Annotated in this window: 16 protein-coding genes; 14 read left to right on the top strand and 2 right to left on the bottom strand. The window is 38.4% G+C overall.

Annotation, left to right across the window (positions count from 1 at the left end; translation table 11 throughout):
- Positions 1 to 22 precede the first annotated feature (22 nt).
- A complete protein-coding gene (locus KEM10_RS18635; protein WP_212217900.1) occupies positions 23 to 970 on the bottom strand; it encodes a GNAT family N-acetyltransferase in 948 nt (315 codons plus the stop codon).
- Between the two features lie 34 nt (positions 971 to 1,004).
- The gene (locus tag KEM10_RS18640; protein WP_212217903.1) at positions 1,005 to 1,832 is read right to left on the bottom strand and encodes a 1-acyl-sn-glycerol-3-phosphate acyltransferase; all 828 of its coding nucleotides are present in this window, start codon (positions 1,830 to 1,832) and stop codon (positions 1,005 to 1,007) included.
- A 189-nt stretch (positions 1,833 to 2,021) separates the two neighbouring features.
- Here KEM10_RS18640 and KEM10_RS18645 point away from each other — a divergent pair, with 189 nt between their 5' ends.
- The 14 genes from KEM10_RS18645 to KEM10_RS18710 all read left to right on the top strand — a co-directional run bounded on the left by KEM10_RS18645 (position 2,022) and on the right by KEM10_RS18710 (position 17,764).
- Positions 2,022 to 2,486: a division/cell wall cluster transcriptional repressor MraZ gene (locus KEM10_RS18645; protein WP_212217905.1), complete on the top strand. Its 465-nt coding sequence runs from the start codon at positions 2,022 to 2,024 to the stop codon at positions 2,484 to 2,486.
- Between the two features lie 15 nt (positions 2,487 to 2,501).
- The gene (gene rsmH / locus KEM10_RS18650) at positions 2,502 to 3,407 is read left to right on the top strand and encodes a 16S rRNA (cytosine(1402)-N(4))-methyltransferase RsmH (protein ID WP_212217908.1); all 906 of its coding nucleotides are present in this window, start codon (positions 2,502 to 2,504) and stop codon (positions 3,405 to 3,407) included.
- A complete protein-coding gene (locus tag KEM10_RS18655; protein WP_212217911.1) occupies positions 3,404 to 3,784 on the top strand; it encodes an FtsL-like putative cell division protein in 381 nt (126 codons plus the stop codon). The genes rsmH and KEM10_RS18655 overlap by 4 nt, the downstream gene beginning before the upstream one ends.
- 5 nt (positions 3,785 to 3,789) lie before the next feature.
- Positions 3,790 to 5,901 carry a penicillin-binding protein gene (locus KEM10_RS18660; protein WP_212217914.1) on the top strand — a complete coding sequence of 704 codons (2,112 nt, stop codon included), beginning with the start codon at positions 3,790 to 3,792 and terminating at the stop codon, positions 5,899 to 5,901.
- 14 nt (positions 5,902 to 5,915) lie between these two features.
- Positions 5,916 to 7,376 carry a UDP-N-acetylmuramoyl-L-alanyl-D-glutamate--2,6-diaminopimelate ligase gene (locus KEM10_RS18665; protein ID WP_212217917.1) on the top strand — a complete coding sequence of 487 codons (1,461 nt, stop codon included), beginning with the start codon at positions 5,916 to 5,918 and terminating at the stop codon, positions 7,374 to 7,376.
- An 18-nt stretch (positions 7,377 to 7,394) separates the two neighbouring features.
- Positions 7,395 to 8,615, top strand: a complete 1,221-nt coding sequence (mraY, locus tag KEM10_RS18670; RefSeq protein ID WP_244826012.1) for a phospho-N-acetylmuramoyl-pentapeptide-transferase — start codon at positions 7,395 to 7,397, stop codon at positions 8,613 to 8,615.
- A 1-nt stretch (position 8,616) separates the two neighbouring features.
- Positions 8,617 to 9,954, top strand: a complete 1,338-nt coding sequence (gene murD, locus KEM10_RS18675) for a UDP-N-acetylmuramoyl-L-alanine--D-glutamate ligase (RefSeq protein ID WP_212217923.1) — start codon at positions 8,617 to 8,619, stop codon at positions 9,952 to 9,954.
- Positions 9,955 to 9,963: 9 nt separating this feature from the next.
- Complete coding sequence (locus tag KEM10_RS18680; RefSeq protein ID WP_212217926.1) at positions 9,964 to 11,136, top strand: FtsW/RodA/SpoVE family cell cycle protein; 1,173 nt, start codon at positions 9,964 to 9,966, stop codon at positions 11,134 to 11,136.
- Positions 11,133 to 12,233 carry an undecaprenyldiphospho-muramoylpentapeptide beta-N-acetylglucosaminyltransferase gene (gene murG, locus KEM10_RS18685; RefSeq protein ID WP_212217929.1) on the top strand — a complete coding sequence of 367 codons (1,101 nt, stop codon included), beginning with the start codon at positions 11,133 to 11,135 and terminating at the stop codon, positions 12,231 to 12,233. The genes KEM10_RS18680 and murG overlap by 4 nt, the downstream gene beginning before the upstream one ends.
- Positions 12,234 to 13,622: a UDP-N-acetylmuramate--L-alanine ligase gene (murC, locus tag KEM10_RS18690; RefSeq protein WP_212217932.1), complete on the top strand. Its 1,389-nt coding sequence runs from the start codon at positions 12,234 to 12,236 to the stop codon at positions 13,620 to 13,622.
- Positions 13,623 to 13,717: 95 nt separating this feature from the next.
- Positions 13,718 to 14,446: a cell division protein FtsQ/DivIB gene (locus tag KEM10_RS18695; RefSeq protein WP_212217935.1), complete on the top strand. Its 729-nt coding sequence runs from the start codon at positions 13,718 to 13,720 to the stop codon at positions 14,444 to 14,446.
- 4 nt (positions 14,447 to 14,450) lie between these two features.
- Positions 14,451 to 15,791 (top strand): cell division protein FtsA, encoded by a 1,341-nt coding sequence (gene ftsA, locus KEM10_RS18700; protein WP_212217938.1) that lies wholly within the window; start codon positions 14,451 to 14,453, stop codon positions 15,789 to 15,791.
- Between the two features lie 21 nt (positions 15,792 to 15,812).
- The gene (gene ftsZ / locus KEM10_RS18705) at positions 15,813 to 17,303 is read left to right on the top strand and encodes a cell division protein FtsZ (RefSeq protein ID WP_212217941.1); all 1,491 of its coding nucleotides are present in this window, start codon (positions 15,813 to 15,815) and stop codon (positions 17,301 to 17,303) included.
- 11 nt (positions 17,304 to 17,314) lie between these two features.
- Positions 17,315 to 17,764 carry a GatB/YqeY domain-containing protein gene (locus KEM10_RS18710; RefSeq protein ID WP_212217944.1) on the top strand — a complete coding sequence of 150 codons (450 nt, stop codon included), beginning with the start codon at positions 17,315 to 17,317 and terminating at the stop codon, positions 17,762 to 17,764.
- Positions 17,765 to 17,824 lie beyond the last annotated feature (60 nt).

Consider the following 17,824-nt stretch of genomic DNA (forward strand, 5'->3'; position numbering starts at 1 on the left):
CTTTCTTTATTTTGTGATCGTATTATTTGTGTGGTTCGTCAGGTTTAAAAGTAGTAACGTGACGTCCAACTTTTTGTTTGTACAATTCATTGATGGTAATAATTATACCGGTTTCCTCTACGTCTCCAAAACGATCGTTAATGGCTGTGCCAAAGGTCCTCATTGATGGAGAAAGGTTCATGTAAGCGTTAATCAATGGAGGAATATTTTCTCCAAATTCACGTACTTTTTTAGTTAAGATCTTATAATCCTCAGCAAAAGTGTCATTGGGAAAAATCTCTTTCAAATCGTCCGGGGTTAAGCCAATTTTAACCGGGGCATGTGGATAAATTAAATTATCCGGATCATTAAAATGTTTTGCCATAAATCCAAGAATTAGATCTCGGGCATCCTGATTGTAATGTGTGTACATCGTTACTTTTCCAAAGAAATATTTCATCTCTGGATGACTAACAATTAAAGATCCAAGTCCATCCCAAAGATTGTCCAATGCGAAAAGGCTTTTTGCTCCTGCCTTTGACGATTGGTATATAGGTTGAACAAATGAACGTCCTAATTCGATGGTGTTGGGAAGAAATTCTTTTATGAACTTTTTCGAAAAATGAAAAAGTCTGGAAGTGGCCAATTTAACATTGCCTTCTTCATCAACCGGTATATCACTACCAAGTAAATAACGGTAGCCACCTAAAATCTCTTTTTCGTCCGGATCCCAAACGATAAGCTGACGATAAGGTACCTCTGCTATATCATAATCGTCAATGTCAGCGTCTTTACCTGTTCCTCCACCTGCCATGCGAAAACTTACTTCCCTCAGTCGGCCTACCTCTTTCATTAGGGCAGGTGCCTGGTGAGCAGTAAAATCGTAAATTTTGTTATTCCCCTTATTGGTGTTTCTAACAAAAGTTTCCTGTGTAAGCTCAGCCTCAAGTTCTTCGCGAGGTACAGGAGGTATTATGTCTTTTGCTCTCATTCAGTGTTTTTGTTAATGCAAATACAAATTTAGTTTATTTTTTCAAGGCATAAACTTCATCTCTTATTTTTTGAGCCCATTCGTGTGGAGATGTGTTATTATTTAGTTCTTCAACAGAAATAGGTTTGCCAAAAGTAATTGTAATGGTTTGGTTATGTTGTTTATACATCTCGTCAACCAGATAAAGCATCTCGATGTTAGCTTTGATGCCTAAATTCTTTCTAAGATTTGCCAGATTATAAAAGAAGTTGGAGTTTTCTCCTGAAATATGAACGGGGATAATGCTCCTCTTGTGCTTTTTGGCCTTAGCGATAAATGTTTTTTTCCATTCCAGATCTCTTATCTGGCCTTTTTTTCTTCGTGATACTAATCCGGCTGGAAACATTAATATTTGTTGATCACTGGCATAGGCTTCCTCAATTTGTTGTGCAGCAATTTTACTATGTCCACCATGTTTGTTGATCGGTAAGAAAATGGAACCGAGGTTTTTAATATTCATCAGAATATCATTAACCGGGAATTTTAATTGGTTAAAAAACTTACCTACAGCTGCTACAAATACCATCCCATCCAAACCGCCTAATGGGTGGTTAGCTGCAAAAACAAATCTTCCTTCTTTAGGTATATTTTCTTTGCCTTGAATAATGTATCTTGCACCGAAATTTTTTACAATAGCCTCCGCATAATCTATCCCATAAAACTGAGCGTTATTGGCAATGAACTCATTAATTTCTTCTTGATGGGTGATTCGCTTTAGGTATTTAATCAGAAAACCAGGTATGTATTTTTTTAGTGCCGGATTTTTCTGTTCAAATACATTATCAATATCAATCAGTTTTGCCGGTTGTGTATTATCACTCATGGTACTTATTAACAATTTGCGTCCAAAGTTTAGAAAAATAATTAAAAATAATGGCAGTAATTCAATGAAAATGGTTTTTACTGTAAGTGCTGATAGGAAAGTTATTAACAAAGTGGTGTAAAGTGGTATAAAGTGGTTGGAAGTGGTTTCTTTTTTATTTACTTTTACGTTACCAATTTCAATTTTGTAATGATCACGTTTATAGGCGATTTTGTTTGTAAGCCCGATGTTAAGGGGCGCATAGTGTTGCCTTCTCTCTTTAAAAAAGCAATGAGTGGAGGTGAGCAGCAGTGCTTTGTGGTCAGGAAAGATTTGTTTGAAGATTGTCTTGTTTTGGTTCCTTACGATCATTGGCTGCAAGAGGTGAAGGTGTTGGAAGAAAAGTTGAGTGCATACCGTCAAAAGGATAGGCGGTTAAAGCGTTTGATGTATCGTTCTGCTGGGGAAGTAACTTTGGATTCGAATGGGCGTTTTTTAGTGCCAAAACGATTGATGGATATGATTGGCATACACGGTGAGGTAGTTTTGCTGGGGGTGGGTAGTAGTATTGAGTTGTGGAGTAAGCAGCAGTTTGAAGCCGGAGATATAGAGGGTGATGAACTGGGTGATTTAGCTGAAGAATTGCTGGGAAGTGATTCTTTGGATGTTGAGTAGGGTAAATAATAGCGCATGGAACAAGAATATCATATACCAGTGTTGTTGGAAGAGTCGGTGGATGGTTTGGCGATTAAGCCGAACGGCACTTATGTCGACTTAACTTTTGGTGGAGGAGGTCATAGCCGGGAAATTCTAAGCCGGTTAGATGAAGGTAAATTAATTGTATTCGATCAGGATGCGGACGCATATCTCAATAGGCCGGATGATGATCGTTTGATTTTTGTGCGTCACAACTTCAGATATTTAACTCACTTTCTAAAATTTATAGGTGTTGATAAGGTGGATGGTATACTTGGTGATCTGGGTGTGTCATCTCATCATTTTAATGAAGCTGAAAGAGGTTTTTCATTCCGTTTTGATGCGCAATTAGATATGCGTATGAGTCAGCAGTTAAAGCGAACGGCAGCCGATATTGTTAATCAGTATTCAGAGTTGGATTTAAAAAGATTGTTTTGGCAGTATGGCGAAATAAAGCAATCGGGTAAGTTGGCCGGGCAGATTATTAAGCATCGTCAAAGTAATTTATTTGAAACGACTACTGATTTAAAAGAGGTAGCTGAAAAATGTGGACCTAAAAAAGAACAATCGAAATTTTTAGCACAGGTATTTCAAGCATTGCGAATAGAAGTTAATCAGGAGATGGAGGTGTTAAAAGCCGTTTTACATGCTTCAACTGATGCAATTGCTGTTGGAGGGCGCTTAAGTGTTATTTCTTACCATAGTTTAGAAGATCGTTTGGTGAAGAATTTTATTCGATCAGGAAGTTGTGATAAAACAAACGCTGAGCAGGATATATATGGACAAACCAATGTTCCATTTAAAGCGGTGAATAGAAAAATTATTGCTCCCTCAGATGAGGAGATAGAAAGAAATGGGCGAGCCAGAAGTGCTAAACTAAGAATAGCAGAGAGAGTATGAATTGGCGTAAAAATAAATTCACAGACTTTATTCAATCCAAAGAGGAATTTGGTGAGATAAAGAGTGTTTCGTTTCGCGATATCATCAATGGTAGAATCTTTACCCGAACAATGGTGACCAAACAGATGCCATTCTTTATTTACTTGGCATTTATGGGCTTTTTGTATATCGGAAATCACTACAAGATGGAAGAGCTAATGCGCAATGTTGCCACCTTGAATAAAGATTTAAAAGAATTGCGATACGAGGCTATTACCACATCATCGGAATTGATGTATATGAGTAAGCAAAGTGAAGTGCTAAAGAAAGTGCGAGCTAATAATTTGAATCTTGAGGAATTGACAGAGCCTCCACGTAAATTAAAAGTGCGAAAATAATCGGAATGCAGATTAAAAAAGGGATCATATTACGATTTGGAGTGGTCTATATCAGTATAGGTCTGTTGGCTGTATGGATTATTGTCAGCGCTCTTTTTCTGCAGGTTGTTGAAGGAGATAAGTGGGCTGAAGAAGAAAAGAAGCTAAATAATAAAGACATCATTATAGATGCTAACAGAGGAGATATTCTAGCTTCGGATATGCGTAAGCTGGCTTGCTCGGTGCCTACATATCGTATTTATATGGATATGCGTGCCAATGGTCTGACGGACGAAGTATTTAATGCTAACGTTGATAGTTTGGCTATTTGTCTGTCTAAATTTTATGGAGACCACTCTGTTAATTACTATCGAAATAACCTTAAAAAAGCAAGAGCCCAAGGAAAGAGATATTACCAGGTTCATCCCCGACGAATTTCTTTTACAGATCTGAAAGAAGTGAAGCAATTTCCTTTGTTTAGACTGGGTCCCAATAAAGGTGGTTTTATTGAAAAGAAATACGAGCGAAGGAAATTACCTTTTGGTGATTTAGCTTCACGAACCATTGGAAGCTTATATGCTGAAAAGGATTTGGGCGGGCGATTTGGTTTAGAAATGGCTTATAACAATACGCTTAAAGGAATCAGTGGTATTAGTAATCGTACGCGCGTTGCTGGTAATTGGGTGGTTGAAGAAGAAATTGAGCCTACAGATGGAAAAGATATTATTACCACCATTGATATTGGTTTACAAGATGTGGCGGAGCATGCCTTGCTTGAGCAGTTAAGAAAGCATAAAGCTGATCATGGTTGTGCTGTGTTGATGGAAGTAAATACCGGTAAAGTTAAAGCCATTGCAAATTTAGGGTTGACTTCTTACGGTGATTATGATGAGCAATATAATTATGCCATTGGTGAAGCTACTGAGCCAGGTTCAACATTTAAATTAGCCTCTATGATGGTGGCTTTGGAAGATAATGTTGTGAGCCTCGATGATAGCATTGAAACGGGCAAGGGCTACTGCTATTTTTACGATCGTAGAATGACAGATAGTCATCACGGTGGTTTTGGTACTATCTCTGTGCGTGAGGCGTTTGAGAAATCATCGAATGTTGGAATATCAAAAATAATCTTCAATAACTATAAAGATAATCCACGGAAGTTTGTTGATCGTCTTTACTTAATGGGATTAAAAGATCCTTTGGGTATTGAAATAAAAGGAGAAGGAATACCGCGTATAAAGTATCCGGGAGAGAAGGATTGGTGGGGAACAACATTGCCATGGATGTCTATTGGGTACGAAACTCAGTTAACTCCACTTCAGGTTTTAACTTTCTATAATGCGGTGGCTAATAATGGAAAAATGGTAAAGCCCCTATTTGTTGACGCGATTGCCCATCATGGAGAAATTATTCAGCAAAATAAAACTGAAGTGCTTAATCCATCCATATGTTCATTGGGTACTATTGAAAAAGTACATGATTTATTGGTAGGAGTGGTGGAACATGGGACTGCGAAAAATATAAAAAATAACAGATATCAAATAGCCGGAAAAACAGGTACGGCTCAAATAGCAAAAGGTAACACAGGATACAAAGGCCAGGGCGGAGTTCAATATCAGGCATCGTTTGTAGGGTATTTTCCTGCTGACAGACCACTTTATAGTTGTATAGTTGTTGTCAATGGGCCGTCTAACAATGTATATTACGGTAATCTTGTTGCAGGTTCGGTATTTGGTGAAATAGCAGATCGTGTCTATGCACAAAATTATGATCATCCGGATGTGAAGAAACAGTTTGAAATACCTGTTGATGAATATCTTCCGTATGCTAAAGGTGGGTTGAAAGAGGATCTGTTGGCTGTGTTTGATGAGGTTGGTATTAATGTAAAAGGCAAAGAAATTAATTCAGAGTGGGCATCAACCAAAGCTCGCGAGCATGATATTAATCTAACGGTTAAAAGTTTTCCCGAAGGGTTGGTGCCAAGCGTTTTAGGGATGGGAGCTAAGGATGCTGTTTCGATTCTTGAGAATATGGGATTGAAAGTGGTGATTAAAGGAGTGGGGCGTGTGAGACAGCAATCCATGACGGCTGGTCAGAATTTTAGGAAAGGATCGACAATTTATTTGCAAATGGGCTAGTTGAAAGAAGATAAGTGAAAAAATTATTCGAAATATTACAAGAGGTAGATATCAGGCAGATCTTTAATAAAAGAGACCTGGATGTAACCGATATATGCTTCGATTCAAGAAAAGCAAAAGAAGGATCTGTTTTTGTTGCAGTGAAAGGGACAGTGGCAGATGGACATCAATTTATTCCACAAGTAATTGATGCTGGCTGTAAATGTGTGGTGTGCGAAGATCAGCCTCAAAAATATCCTGATGATGTTACGATAGTTGTTGTTGAGAATAGTTCTTTGGTGTTAGGCAAAATGGCGTCGGCCTTTTATGATTATCCATCGCGACAATTAAAGTTACTAGGGGTTACAGGTACCAATGGAAAAACGACCATTGCCACTTTGTTGTATAAAATGGTTTCAATAATGGGGTATAAAGCAGGGCTGTTTTCAACGGTTGCCAACTACATAGGGAACGAAAAAGTAGAGGCTACTCATACAACACCCGACTCTGTAGCTATTAATAAATTGATGGCCGAAATGGTTGAGGCAGGTTGCGATTATTGCTTTATGGAAGTAAGTTCGCATGCTCTGGATCAAAATAGAGTGGAAGGTTTGCAGTTTGACGGAGCATTATTCACCAATATTACGCATGATCACCTCGATTACCATAAGACATTCAAGGCTTATATTGAAGCTAAAAAATCGTTTTTCGATAACCTGGATAAAGAAGCATTTAGTCTGGTTAATGCTGACGATAAAAATGGCATGGTGATGATGCAAAACACCCGTGCTGCTAAAAATACCTATTCGTTAAAAGGAATGGGTACTTTCAAAGCAAAGATTATTGAAAGCATGTTTGAGGGCATGCAGTTAGATATTGATGGTCATGAGATTTGGACTCAGTTTGTTGGTAACTTTAATGCTCAGAATCTTTTGGCTGTATACGGGGCTGCCGTATTGTTAGGCTTCGATAAAATGGAAGTGTTGGTTGCTTTGAGTCAGTTAAAATCTGTGGATGGCCGATTTGAAACCATTCGATCAAAAACAGGAAAAACGGCTATTGTTGATTATGCACACACACCGGATGCTTTAAAAAATGTGATTGAAACCATTAATCTCGTGCGTCAGGGTAATCAGCAGTTAATAACCGTAGTAGGAGCTGGTGGGGATCGCGATCCAATGAAACGACCAGAGATGGCAAAAGAAGCTGTGCAGGGAAGTTCAAGAGTGATATTGACATCCGATAACCCAAGAAGCGAGGATCCTGCTCAGATAGTTGAAGAGATGATGAAGGGTGTGACCTTCAAAGAAAGAATAAAAGTGCTGTCGATAGTGGATAGAAAGGAAGCTATCAGAACAGCCTGTGTTGTGGCCCAGCCGGGCGACATTATTTTGGTGGCCGGTAAAGGACACGAAACCTATCAGGAGGTAAAAGGAGTGAAAAATCACTTTGATGACCGGGAAGTAATAAACGAAATTTTTAACGCTGAAGAATAAGAGCTAATGTTGTACTATTTGTTTAGATATCTTGAAACATTAAACTTCCCGGGAGCAGGAGTTTTTCAATACATCACGTTTCGTGCCGGTATGGCTGTTATCATAGCTTTGTTATTTGCAGCTATTATTGGAAAGCAGGTAATTAAGAAACTTCAAAGGCAACAGATTGGAGAAGTAGTTCGCGATTTGGGCTTAGAAGGGCAATATGCTAAAAAAGGTACGCCAACTATGGGAGGTGTTATCATTATTGCCGCTATTCTGGTGCCGGTTCTTTTGTTGAGTAAGTTGGATAATGTCTATATTATCTTAATGATTATATCTACAATCTGGTTGGGGGCAATTGGTTTTGTTGATGATTATATCAAGGTATTTAAAAAAGATAAAGAAGGTTTGGCTGGTAAATTTAAAATTGCCGGTCAGGTTGGTTTAGGTTTGATAGTGGGTATAACGCTTTTTGCCAGTGATGATGTTGTTGTCCGCGAAAGAATTCCGGATGAAGTTGTTGTGGTGCAGGCTGAAGATGGCACAATGATTGAAAGGCCGGCTACTAAGGATACAAAATCAACGGTAACAAACATACCATTTGTAAAGAGTAATCGATTTAACTATTCAAAAGTCGTATGGTTTTTAGGTGATCAGGCTGAGAAATGGGGATGGCTGGTTTTTGTTGTGGCTGTTATATTCATCATTACAGCGGTTTCGAATGGAGCTAATATTACAGATGGGTTAGATGGATTAGCTACGGGAACATCGGCTATAATAGGATCTACGCTAGGTGTATTTGCATACCTGTCGAGTAATATGATTTATGCCGACTATTTGAATATAATGTACATCCCACACTCCGAAGAATTAGTTGTGTTTATAGCTGCTTTTATCGGGGCTACAGTTGGCTTTTTATGGTATAATTCATTTCCTGCTCAGGTTTTTATGGGTGATACCGGAAGTTTAACTCTGGGAGGTATTATAGCGGTGTTTGCCATTTTGTTGCGCATTGAGCTGTTGATACCAATACTTTGTGGAATCTTTTTGGTAGAGAATGTGTCAGTGATGATGCAGGTGAGTTGGTTTAAATATACCAAAAAGAGATATGGTGAAGGGCGGCGTATCTTTAAAATGGCTCCTCTCCATCATCATTATCAAAAAAAAGGATATACCGAATCTAAGATTGTGACTCGATTCTGGATTATTGGTATCATACTGGCAATATTAACTATTGTAACCTTAAAAGTAAGATAAAATGAAGAGGCTGGTTATTCTCGGTTCAGGCGAAAGTGGTGTTGGAACAGCTTTGTTAGCTGTGCAAAAGGGGTGGACTGTGTTTGTTTCTGATAAAGCCAGTATCACACAAAAGCATAAAACTGAGCTTATCAATGCGGGAATAGAATTTGAAGATAATAAGCATAGCGAAGATAAAATTCTTCTGGCTGATGAAATAATGAAAAGTCCTGGAATACCTGATGATATTCCTTTGATTTTAAAAGCAAAAGGAAAAGGGATACCGGTTATTTCGGAAATTGAATTTGCGGGAAGATATATGGATTGTAAGTCAATTTGTATTACCGGTAGCAATGGTAAAACTACCACCACTTTATTGATTTATGATTTACTGAAGAATGCCGGAATAAATGTTGAATTGGCAGGTAATGTGGGGACGAGTCTGGCACGGCAGCTTGCCGAAGGGAGAAAACCGGATTGGTTTGTGATTGAATTGAGTAGTTTTCAGCTGGATGGAATGTTTGATTTCAGGGCTGATGTAGCTGTTTTGCTGAATATTACTCCCGATCATCTGGATAGATATGGTTTTAAAATGCAAAACTATATCGAAAGTAAATTTCGGATTGCTCAAAATCAGACAGAAGAGGATGTTTTTATCTATTGTGAAGACGATGAGAATATTGTTAATGAATTAGTACATCACATTTATAAATCTAACCTGATACCCTTCACTCAAAAGGATATACTGAAAAGTGGAGCGTACGTCACTAATGACGAGGTAATTATTAATTACAACCAGGACACTATGAGTATTCTATCACAGGAACTTTCATTGCAAGGTAAACACAATCTTTATAATTCGATGGCTGCCGGAATTGTAGCATCGGTATTAAAGATTAAAAAGAAATTTATTCGCGAAAGTCTAACTTCTTTTAAGGGAGTTGAGCATCGCTTAGAGAAAGTGTGTTCGGTAAGAGGAATTGAATTTATAAACGACTCAAAAGCTACCAATGTAAATTCTACCTGGTATGCATTAGAATGTATGGATAAACCCGTGGTGTGGATTGCAGGTGGTGTTGATAAGGGAAATGATTATGAAGATTTATTACCTCTGGCCCGAAAGAAAGTAAAAGCTTTAATCTGTTTGGGTACTGATAATAGCAAGCTTATCAATTCATTTGGAAAAGAAGTACAGGTTATTAAAGAAGCCAGATCAATGAAAGAAGCAGTTGAGTTAGCTTATCAACAAGGGAAAAAAGGGGATGTGGTTTTATTGTCGCCAGCCTGTGCAAGTTTTGATTTGTTTAGCAGCTATATTGACAGAGGAAATCAGTTTAAAGATACTGTAAGAGATTTGTAGAATATTATAATGAACGAAACCTTACGCAAATATATCAAGGGTGATCGAATCATTTGGTTTGTTATCATTGCTTTGGCTGTTTTTTCAAGCTTGGTTGTTTATAGTGCAACCGGAAATCTGGCATATAAACATCACGATGGCAATGCTATTTATTACCTTTTTAGGCATGCCAAATTTTTAATGGTTGGTATTGGTATTATCATTGCAGTGCACCATTTGCATTACAAGTGGTTTGCTCGTTTTGCAACTGTGTTTCTCTATTTTTCAGAAGCTTTGTTGTTGATAACTTTACTAACAGGTGTCAGTCTGAATCAGGCAAGTAGATGGTTGACATTACCGGTGGTAGGTATTTCGTTTCAGCCATCGGAGTTGGCAAAATTGGCTTTAATGATGTTTATTGCAAAGGTATTGGCTCAACATCAACGCGATGATAGTAATGCAAATGATGCATTTAAACCTATAATGATTCATGTAGGTATTGTTTGTGGATTGATTTTTAAAGAAGACTTTTCAACAGCCGGCCTGATTGGTGCCACTGCATTAATTGTGATGTTTATAGGTCGGGTGTCGCTAAAATATATATTAGGGACGGTGGCTGCCGTTTTAATTTTTGTAACGGTTATCATTTTCTCATCAGAATATGTGCCGTTTCTTCATCGAGCCAGTACGTGGAAGGCTCGTATTATGAGACATATGGAAGATGATGATAGTAATACGGCCGATTATCAATCAGAGCGTTCAAAAATGGCCATTGCTACAGGAGGAGTATTTGGAAAAGGTCCGGGTAATAGTCATCAACGATATTTTTTACCCCATCCATATAGCGATTTTGTTTTCGCCATTATTACTGAAGAATTTGGTTTGGTTGGAGCTTTGCTGGTGATGTTGGCCTATTTGATATTACTATTTCGGTCTGGTGTTATTGTTCGTGCCAGCACCAGAACATTTCCCGCATTTCTGGTAATTGGCCTGGCCACCTTGTTGTCGGTTCAGGCATTTATCAATATGGGAGTGGCAGTGGGAGTTTTTCCTGTTACGGGGCAGCCTTTGCCTTTGGTTAGTATGGGAGGTACATCTACGCTATTTACTTGTTTGGCTTTGGGTGCCATATTGAGTGTCAGCAGAAATAACATGAAGGAACGATCAGCCCTTGAGGTTGAAGAAAATATTGAAGAACAATGAGTGAAATTAAAGTCATCATAAGTGGAGGCGGAACAGGAGGACATATATTTCCTGCTATTTCTATTGCTAATGCTGTAAAAGAAAAGCTTCCAAATGCTAAAATTTTATTTGTTGGAGCACAAGGTAAGATGGAAATGGAGAAAGTGCCGGATGCGGGTTACGACATTGTTGGTTTGCCTGTTGCCGGGTTTCAGCGAAAACTTACACTAAAGAATTTATCGTTCCCATTTAAATTGATTAAAAGTTTAAATAAAGCGCGTAAGGTTGTTAAAGATTTTAACCCTGATGTGGCAGTAGGTGTTGGTGGTTATGCCAGTGGTCCTGTTCTTAGGGTGGCTTCCAATAATGGGGTTCCTTGTTTATTGCAAGAGCAGAATTCGTTTCCCGGCGTAACTAATCGTATCCTGTCTAAAAAAGCGGTCAAAATTTGTGTGGCTTATGACAAGATGGATCGATTTTTTGAGGCTGGAAAAATTATCCTGACTGGCAATCCGGTAAGAGGGAATTTAATTTCATCAGTAGACAAAAAACAAGCAGCTGAATTTTGGAATCTAAGCGAAGATAAGAAGACTATTTTGGTGATTGGTGGAAGTTTAGGGGCTAGATCGGTGAATAATGGTATATTGCATGGTATTGCTGATATGCCTGATGATTGTCAGATGATATGGCAAACAGGTAAATTTTATTTCGAAGAAATGAAAACGGCTTTGCCTGAGAGTTTAAAAGATAAAGTAATTGTTACTGACTTTATCAGTCGGATGGACATGGCTTTTGCTATGGCTGATGTGGTGGTGTCGCGTGCTGGAGCTGGAACAATTTCGGAGTTAGCGATACTTGGTAAGCCTACCATTTTTGTGCCATCACCTAATGTGTCAGAAGATCATCAGACAAAAAATGCGATGGCACTCGTTGAAAAAGAAGCTGCGATATTGGTAAGGGATAGTGATGTGAATGCAATTGTACACGAAGCGTCTGTTTTAGCTATGGATGAGGTTAAATTAAAGCAATTGTCAGAAAATATCAATCAATTGGCAAAGCCAGAGGCAGCCATAGATATAGCAAATGAAGTAATAAAGTTAGCACAAAGTAAGAAGTAAATGCTGAAGTTGGATGATATAAAAAGTGTGTATTTCATCGGAATTGGTGGAATTGGAATGAGTGCGTTGGCCCGTTTTTTTAAACAACAAGGGAAAAATGTGGCTGGATATGACAAAACATCAACTGCATTAACTTCAACTTTAATTAACGAAGGTATAGGGGTAAGCTTTCAGGATGATGTAAATAACATTCCAGACAGTTTTAAGGATCAATCCAATTGTTTGGTAGTTTATACCCCAGCTGTCCCTGTCGGACATGGTGAATTGAACTATTATAGACAAAACAATTTTCAGGTTAAGAAAAGGGCTGAAGTGTTAGGTTTGTTAACTCGTGGAATGGAAGGAATATGTGTGGCAGGTACACATGGGAAAACTACCATATCAAGTATGACAGCTCATCTAATGAGGCAGTCTCTGGTTGGTTGTAATGCTTTCCTTGGTGGAATTACACGTAATTATTCGACTAATTTCTTGCATGATGATGCATCTTCATATGTGGTGATGGAAGCGGATGAGTTTGATCGTTCGTTTTTGCAGTTAACTCCACACCTGGCATTGATTTCAGCTATGGATGCTGATCATCTGGATATATATGGTGACGCATCAAAGGTATATGAAGCATTTAATCAGTTTGTGCAGTTGATTAACCCGGGTGGAGCTTTGTTACATAAAGAAGGTCTTCCTGTGGAATTACCTGATGAAGATGTGGAAGTGTTTACCTATTCTGCTAAGGAAGAGGGTGATTTTTATCCTTTTAATCTAAAGCAAGTTGACGGTATCTATCAATTCAATCTTAAGACTCCATTTGGGAAGATAATGAAATTACAAATGGGGGTGCCCGGAATGGTGAATGTTGAAAATGCTGTTGGGGCAATTGGATTGGCTCTTTTAGCGGGAGTTGAAGAAGATGAAATTCGAAAAGCCCTACCTGAATTTCAAGGCATAAAACGAAGATTTGAATATCGTATTCGAGAGGATAATTTAATTTATATCGATGATTATGCACATCATCCTGAGGAAATTAATGCAACGGTTTCTTCGGTAAGAGCTATTTATCCAAATAAAAAAATAACGGTTGTTTTTCAGCCGCATTTATATACCCGCACAAAGGATTTTGCCGATGAGTTTGCGAAGGCATTAGATCAGTGCGATAGGGTTTACTTGTTGGATATTTATCCGGCAAGGGAAGAGCCAATTGATGGCGTATCTTCAAAAATGATTGCAGACAGAATGCAATTACAACATGTTAAGTTGTTGAATTATGATGACTTGTTGTTAGATATGAAAAAGAATGTTCCGGAGGTGGTATTAACTCTTGGAGCGGGCGATATAGATAGGCTTACAGAAGATTTAGAAAAGCAATTGAAGCAATTCATCCGAATTAAATAGGTGTTTAGCAAATTGTTAATAACTATTGCCTATAATTGAGTATAAAAAATGCTGAAAAAGTTATATTTAAACGGTTTAATGGGCTTTTTGAGAATATGAAGAAGTGGAAAAACATACTTTTGATTGTGGTAGTGGCTATTTATTTCCCTATCATATTTTCATTTGTATCTGTGGGGAAAAGTCAAAGGGTTTGTGGAGAGATTGTTCCGGCTATCTGTGATAGCATACAAAACCGGTTTATCAGCAGAGATGAGATAACTGATATTGCTCTGGAAAAATACCCGGGCATCTTAGGTCGAAAAATCAATGAGATAAACTGTGAGGATATGGAGATATTCTTCAGAAAACATCCAGCCATAGAAAATTGCGAAGTGTACTTCACATATGGAGGTGCGCTTCATATTGATATATCTCAACGAGAACCTATGTTGCGTGTTTTTGAAGGTAATTCATCTTATTACCTTGATACCAATGGTAAAAAGATGCCTTTGTTTAAAAAGCACACTGCACATAGCCTGGTAGCTAACGGTTATATCAATAGGGTAGAATCGATGAATGATTTGGTTAGCCTGGCACAGGCCATCAATAATGATTCATTTTTAAAAGCCCAAATTGAGCAGGTTTATGTTGATGAAAAAGGAGAATTTGTTTTAGTACCTCGGGTAGGTGATCATTTGATTGAGTTCGGAGGTATTGATAGAATGAATGAGAAATTCAGAAACCTGAAAGCTTTATATAAAACGGGATGGGATGCCCGTGAATGGAATTTGTATAAAAAAGTCAACTTAAAGTATAAAGGACAAGTCGTTTGCACAAAAGCATAGTTGTATGAATCAAGAACCTAACATTATTGCAGCCATCGATATTGGTACCACAAAGATTGTTGCCATTGTAGGACGTAAAACGGAAGAAGGAAAGCTTCGGTTGTTGGGCATGGAGCAAGTGCCATCAATAGGTGTGAAGCGTGGAGTTGTATTGAATATTGATGAAACAGTAGCTTCCATTAAGAAGGTTATAGCTAAAATTGAGCAGAAACTGGATATTACCCTTACCGAAGTGTTTGTAGGTATTGCAGGTCAACACATCAAAAGTATGAGAAACCGCGCCTATCGTTTTATCGAGAATGGTTTTGAAATTAACCAGCGCGATGTTGACCAGCTATTTGATGATAACTATAAAATTCCGGTGGATGCAGGCGAAAAAATCATGCATGTTATTCCGCAAGATTATATTGTGGATAATGAAACCGGCGTAAAGAACCCGGTAGGTATGTCCGGACGACGATTGGAAGGTAATTTTCATATCGTACTGGGGCGTATTGCATCTGTTAAAAACATTGAGAAGTGTATACATAGAGTGGCATTGCAACTTAACGACTTGATTCTTGAGCCGCTAGCATCTTCAAAAAGTGTATTGACCGAAGAAGAAAAAGAAGCCGGAGTGGTACTGGTCGACATTGGTGGTGGTACAACTGATGTGGCTGTGTTTTACGATGGCATAATTCGTCATACAGCAGTTATTCCTTTTGGAGGCAATGTTGTTACTTCAGATATTAAAGAAGGCTGTTCAGTACTTTACAAACAGGCAGAATCATTAAAAGTACAATTTGGTTCGGCAATTGGCGATAGCGCTCGTGAAGATATGGTGGTAACCATTCCGGGTGTTGCTGGTTGGGAGCCTAAAGAAATATCATTTAAAAGTCTGGCATACATTATTCAGGCTCGAATGGAAGAAATCATCGATTACATCCTGTTTCAGATAGAAAGTTCAGGTTGCTACGATAAGCTGGGAGCTGGTATTGTGCTTACTGGCGGAGGATCGTTATTAAAAGATTTGCCTCAATTAATGAAGTACCGAACTGGACTGGATGTACGAATGGGATTACCTGATCGTTTTGTAGAAGGTGATTTGCCCGAAATGGCTCATCTGCCTAACTTTTCTACCAGTATTGGTTTGGTCTTAAGTGCAATGGAGCGTCCAAAGCGTAAAATTATCGAACCTGAGTTGTTTGGTGATGTAGAACCTAGGAATGAAAAGAACCAGGCTAAAAATAATGTAAAGCGCGAGAAGCCTAAGAAAGAAAAAAATAGCTACATGACCGGAAACCTGTTTAGTGGTTTGCAGAAAAAGATAGAAACCATCTTTGATGAGAAAGATGTTGAAATGTAGAGTTGATTAAAAAGGACGGAAATGAGTGAAGATTTGATGAATTTCGATATACCTCAGGATAATTCCTCAATCATTAAAGTAATTGGTGTTGGAGGAGGTGGAAGCAATGCCGTCAACTACATGTATGGTTTAGGTATCAAAGATGTAAGTTTTGTGGTGTGTAATACCGATGCTCAGGCATTAGAGAATAGTCCTATTCCTGTAAAAATTCAGTTGGGCGAGTCACTTACTGAAGGACGTGGTGCCGGTAACCGCCCGGACAAAGGACGTGAGGCCGCCATTGAAAATCTGGAAGATGTAGTTACAGTATTAGAAAATAATACAAAAATGGTATTTGTTACTGCCGGTATGGGTGGAGGAACAGGTACCGGAGCAGCACCTATTATAGCCCAAAAAGCTAAGGAATTAGGCATTTTAACTGTGGGTATTGTTACCATTCCGTTTCGCTTTGAAGGAAAATTACGAATCAATCAGGCATTGGATGGCATTGCCGAAATGGAAAAGAATGTTGATTCGTTGTTAATCATCAATAATGAAAGGTTGCGGGAGATGTTTGGCGATTTAAAATTGTCGAATGCTTTCTCAAAGGCCGATGATGTTTTGGCTACAGCAGCTAAAGGTATTGCTGAAATAATTACGGTTCATGGCTATATAAACGTCGACTTTGCCGATGTTGAAACAGTAATGAAAAATAGTGGTGTGGCTATTATGGGATCGGCTTATGCTGAGGGAGCAACACGTGCTATAGATGCCATACAGGCTTCGTTGGAGTCTCCTTTATTGAATAATAATGATATTAGAGGAGCGAAAAATATACTGCTTAATATTACGTCGGGTAGCGATGAAGTTACCATGGATGAGGTAGGTGAGATTACCGATTATGTGCAAGATGTGGTGGGCGAAAGTGCTTCTATCATTTGGGGTACAGGTAATGATGATACAATGGAAGGACAGGTTTGTGTAACCATTATAGCTACCGGTTTTGTGTCCGGACAGCTGATTGAGCATCAGGAAAAAAAGAAAGAAGAAGCCGTTACTCGTTTTTCACTGGACGAAAATGGTGATATTATTGATAGTCAAAAAGAAGAACCGACTGCTTTTGAATTGGATGATGAAGAGAGTGAAAGGGTGATTGATTTTGAGTTAATCGAAAAGCAAAAGCAACAACGAATAGAAAAGTATTATAAGCCTATTGTTCCGCAAGCTAATAAATCACCCGAGGTTGAGAAGTTTCAGTTGGATGATACCTTTGAAAGTGCTGGCTCTATAGAGCAAAATAATGCCTATGGCTATCGAAGAATTCAGCTTACTCAGGAGGAGATGGAAGATGAGCGTATGATAGAGCAATTAGAAAATGTTCCTGCCTATAAACGCAAGCAGATGGGCGAAGGTAATCCTAAGCCTGAAGTGAAGCAACAATCGCAGGTGAGTCGATTCTCTTTATCAGATGATTCAAAGAACGGACCGCGCATTAGTCGCGATAATCCATATTTACATGATAATGTTGATTAAATAATAAGAAAATGAGTTTAGAAGTAACACTTAACAATGATATTAAAGAAGCCATGAAGGCAAAAGACCGTGTGCGTCTCGAAGCTTTACGTGGTGTGAAAAAAGAAGTTCTGGAAGCTAAAACGGCTAAAGGTGGAGGTGGTGAACTGGATGATACAGCCATTGTAAAAATTATTCAAAAAATGGTGAAGCAGCGTAAGGATGCAGCAGCATTATATAAAGAACAAAATCGTGAGGATTTAGCTGAAAAAGAATTGGAAGAAGTGGTAGCTATTTCGGGTTATTTACCAGCTCAAATGAGTAAAGACGAGCTAACTGCAGCTGTGAAGGCAATTATTGAAAAAACAGGTGCTACCTCGATGAAAGAAATGGGAAAAGTAATGGGTGTTGCATCTAAAGAATTAGCTGGTAAAGCGGATGGAAAAGATATTTCTGCAGTAGTTAAAGAGCTGTTAGGATAGTATCAGTTTATATTATAGTAAGAGCCGGGTTCTGCATCGAATCCGGTTTTTTTTTGTGAA

It is taken from the genome of Carboxylicivirga linearis, assembly GCF_018271995.1.
GTDB lineage: Bacteria > Bacteroidota > Bacteroidia > Bacteroidales > Marinilabiliaceae > Carboxylicivirga > Carboxylicivirga linearis.

Excerpts from the sequence above, each read along its gene's own strand:
- KEM10_RS18635 (WP_212217900.1), bottom strand. The coding sequence starts at position 970 with ATGAGAGCAAAAGACATAATACCTCCTGTACCTCGCGAAGAACTTGAG.
- KEM10_RS18640 (WP_212217903.1), bottom strand. The coding sequence starts at position 1,832 with ATGAGTGATAATACACAACCGGCAAAACTGATTGATATTGATAATGTA.
- KEM10_RS18645 (WP_212217905.1), top strand. The coding sequence starts at position 2,022 with ATGATCACGTTTATAGGCGATTTTGTTTGTAAGCCCGATGTTAAGGGG.
- rsmH (WP_212217908.1), top strand. The coding sequence starts at position 2,502 with ATGGAACAAGAATATCATATACCAGTGTTGTTGGAAGAGTCGGTGGAT.
- KEM10_RS18655 (WP_212217911.1), top strand. The coding sequence starts at position 3,404 with ATGAATTGGCGTAAAAATAAATTCACAGACTTTATTCAATCCAAAGAG.
- KEM10_RS18660 (WP_212217914.1), top strand. The coding sequence starts at position 3,790 with ATGCAGATTAAAAAAGGGATCATATTACGATTTGGAGTGGTCTATATC.
- murD (WP_212217923.1), top strand. The coding sequence starts at position 8,617 with ATGAAGAGGCTGGTTATTCTCGGTTCAGGCGAAAGTGGTGTTGGAACA.
- KEM10_RS18680 (WP_212217926.1), top strand. The coding sequence starts at position 9,964 with ATGAACGAAACCTTACGCAAATATATCAAGGGTGATCGAATCATTTGG.
- murG (WP_212217929.1), top strand. The coding sequence starts at position 11,133 with ATGAGTGAAATTAAAGTCATCATAAGTGGAGGCGGAACAGGAGGACAT.
- murC (WP_212217932.1), top strand. The coding sequence starts at position 12,234 with ATGCTGAAGTTGGATGATATAAAAAGTGTGTATTTCATCGGAATTGGT.
- KEM10_RS18695 (WP_212217935.1), top strand. The coding sequence starts at position 13,718 with ATGAAGAAGTGGAAAAACATACTTTTGATTGTGGTAGTGGCTATTTAT.
- ftsA (WP_212217938.1), top strand. The coding sequence starts at position 14,451 with ATGAATCAAGAACCTAACATTATTGCAGCCATCGATATTGGTACCACA.
- ftsZ (WP_212217941.1), top strand. The coding sequence starts at position 15,813 with ATGAGTGAAGATTTGATGAATTTCGATATACCTCAGGATAATTCCTCA.
- KEM10_RS18710 (WP_212217944.1), top strand. The coding sequence starts at position 17,315 with ATGAGTTTAGAAGTAACACTTAACAATGATATTAAAGAAGCCATGAAG.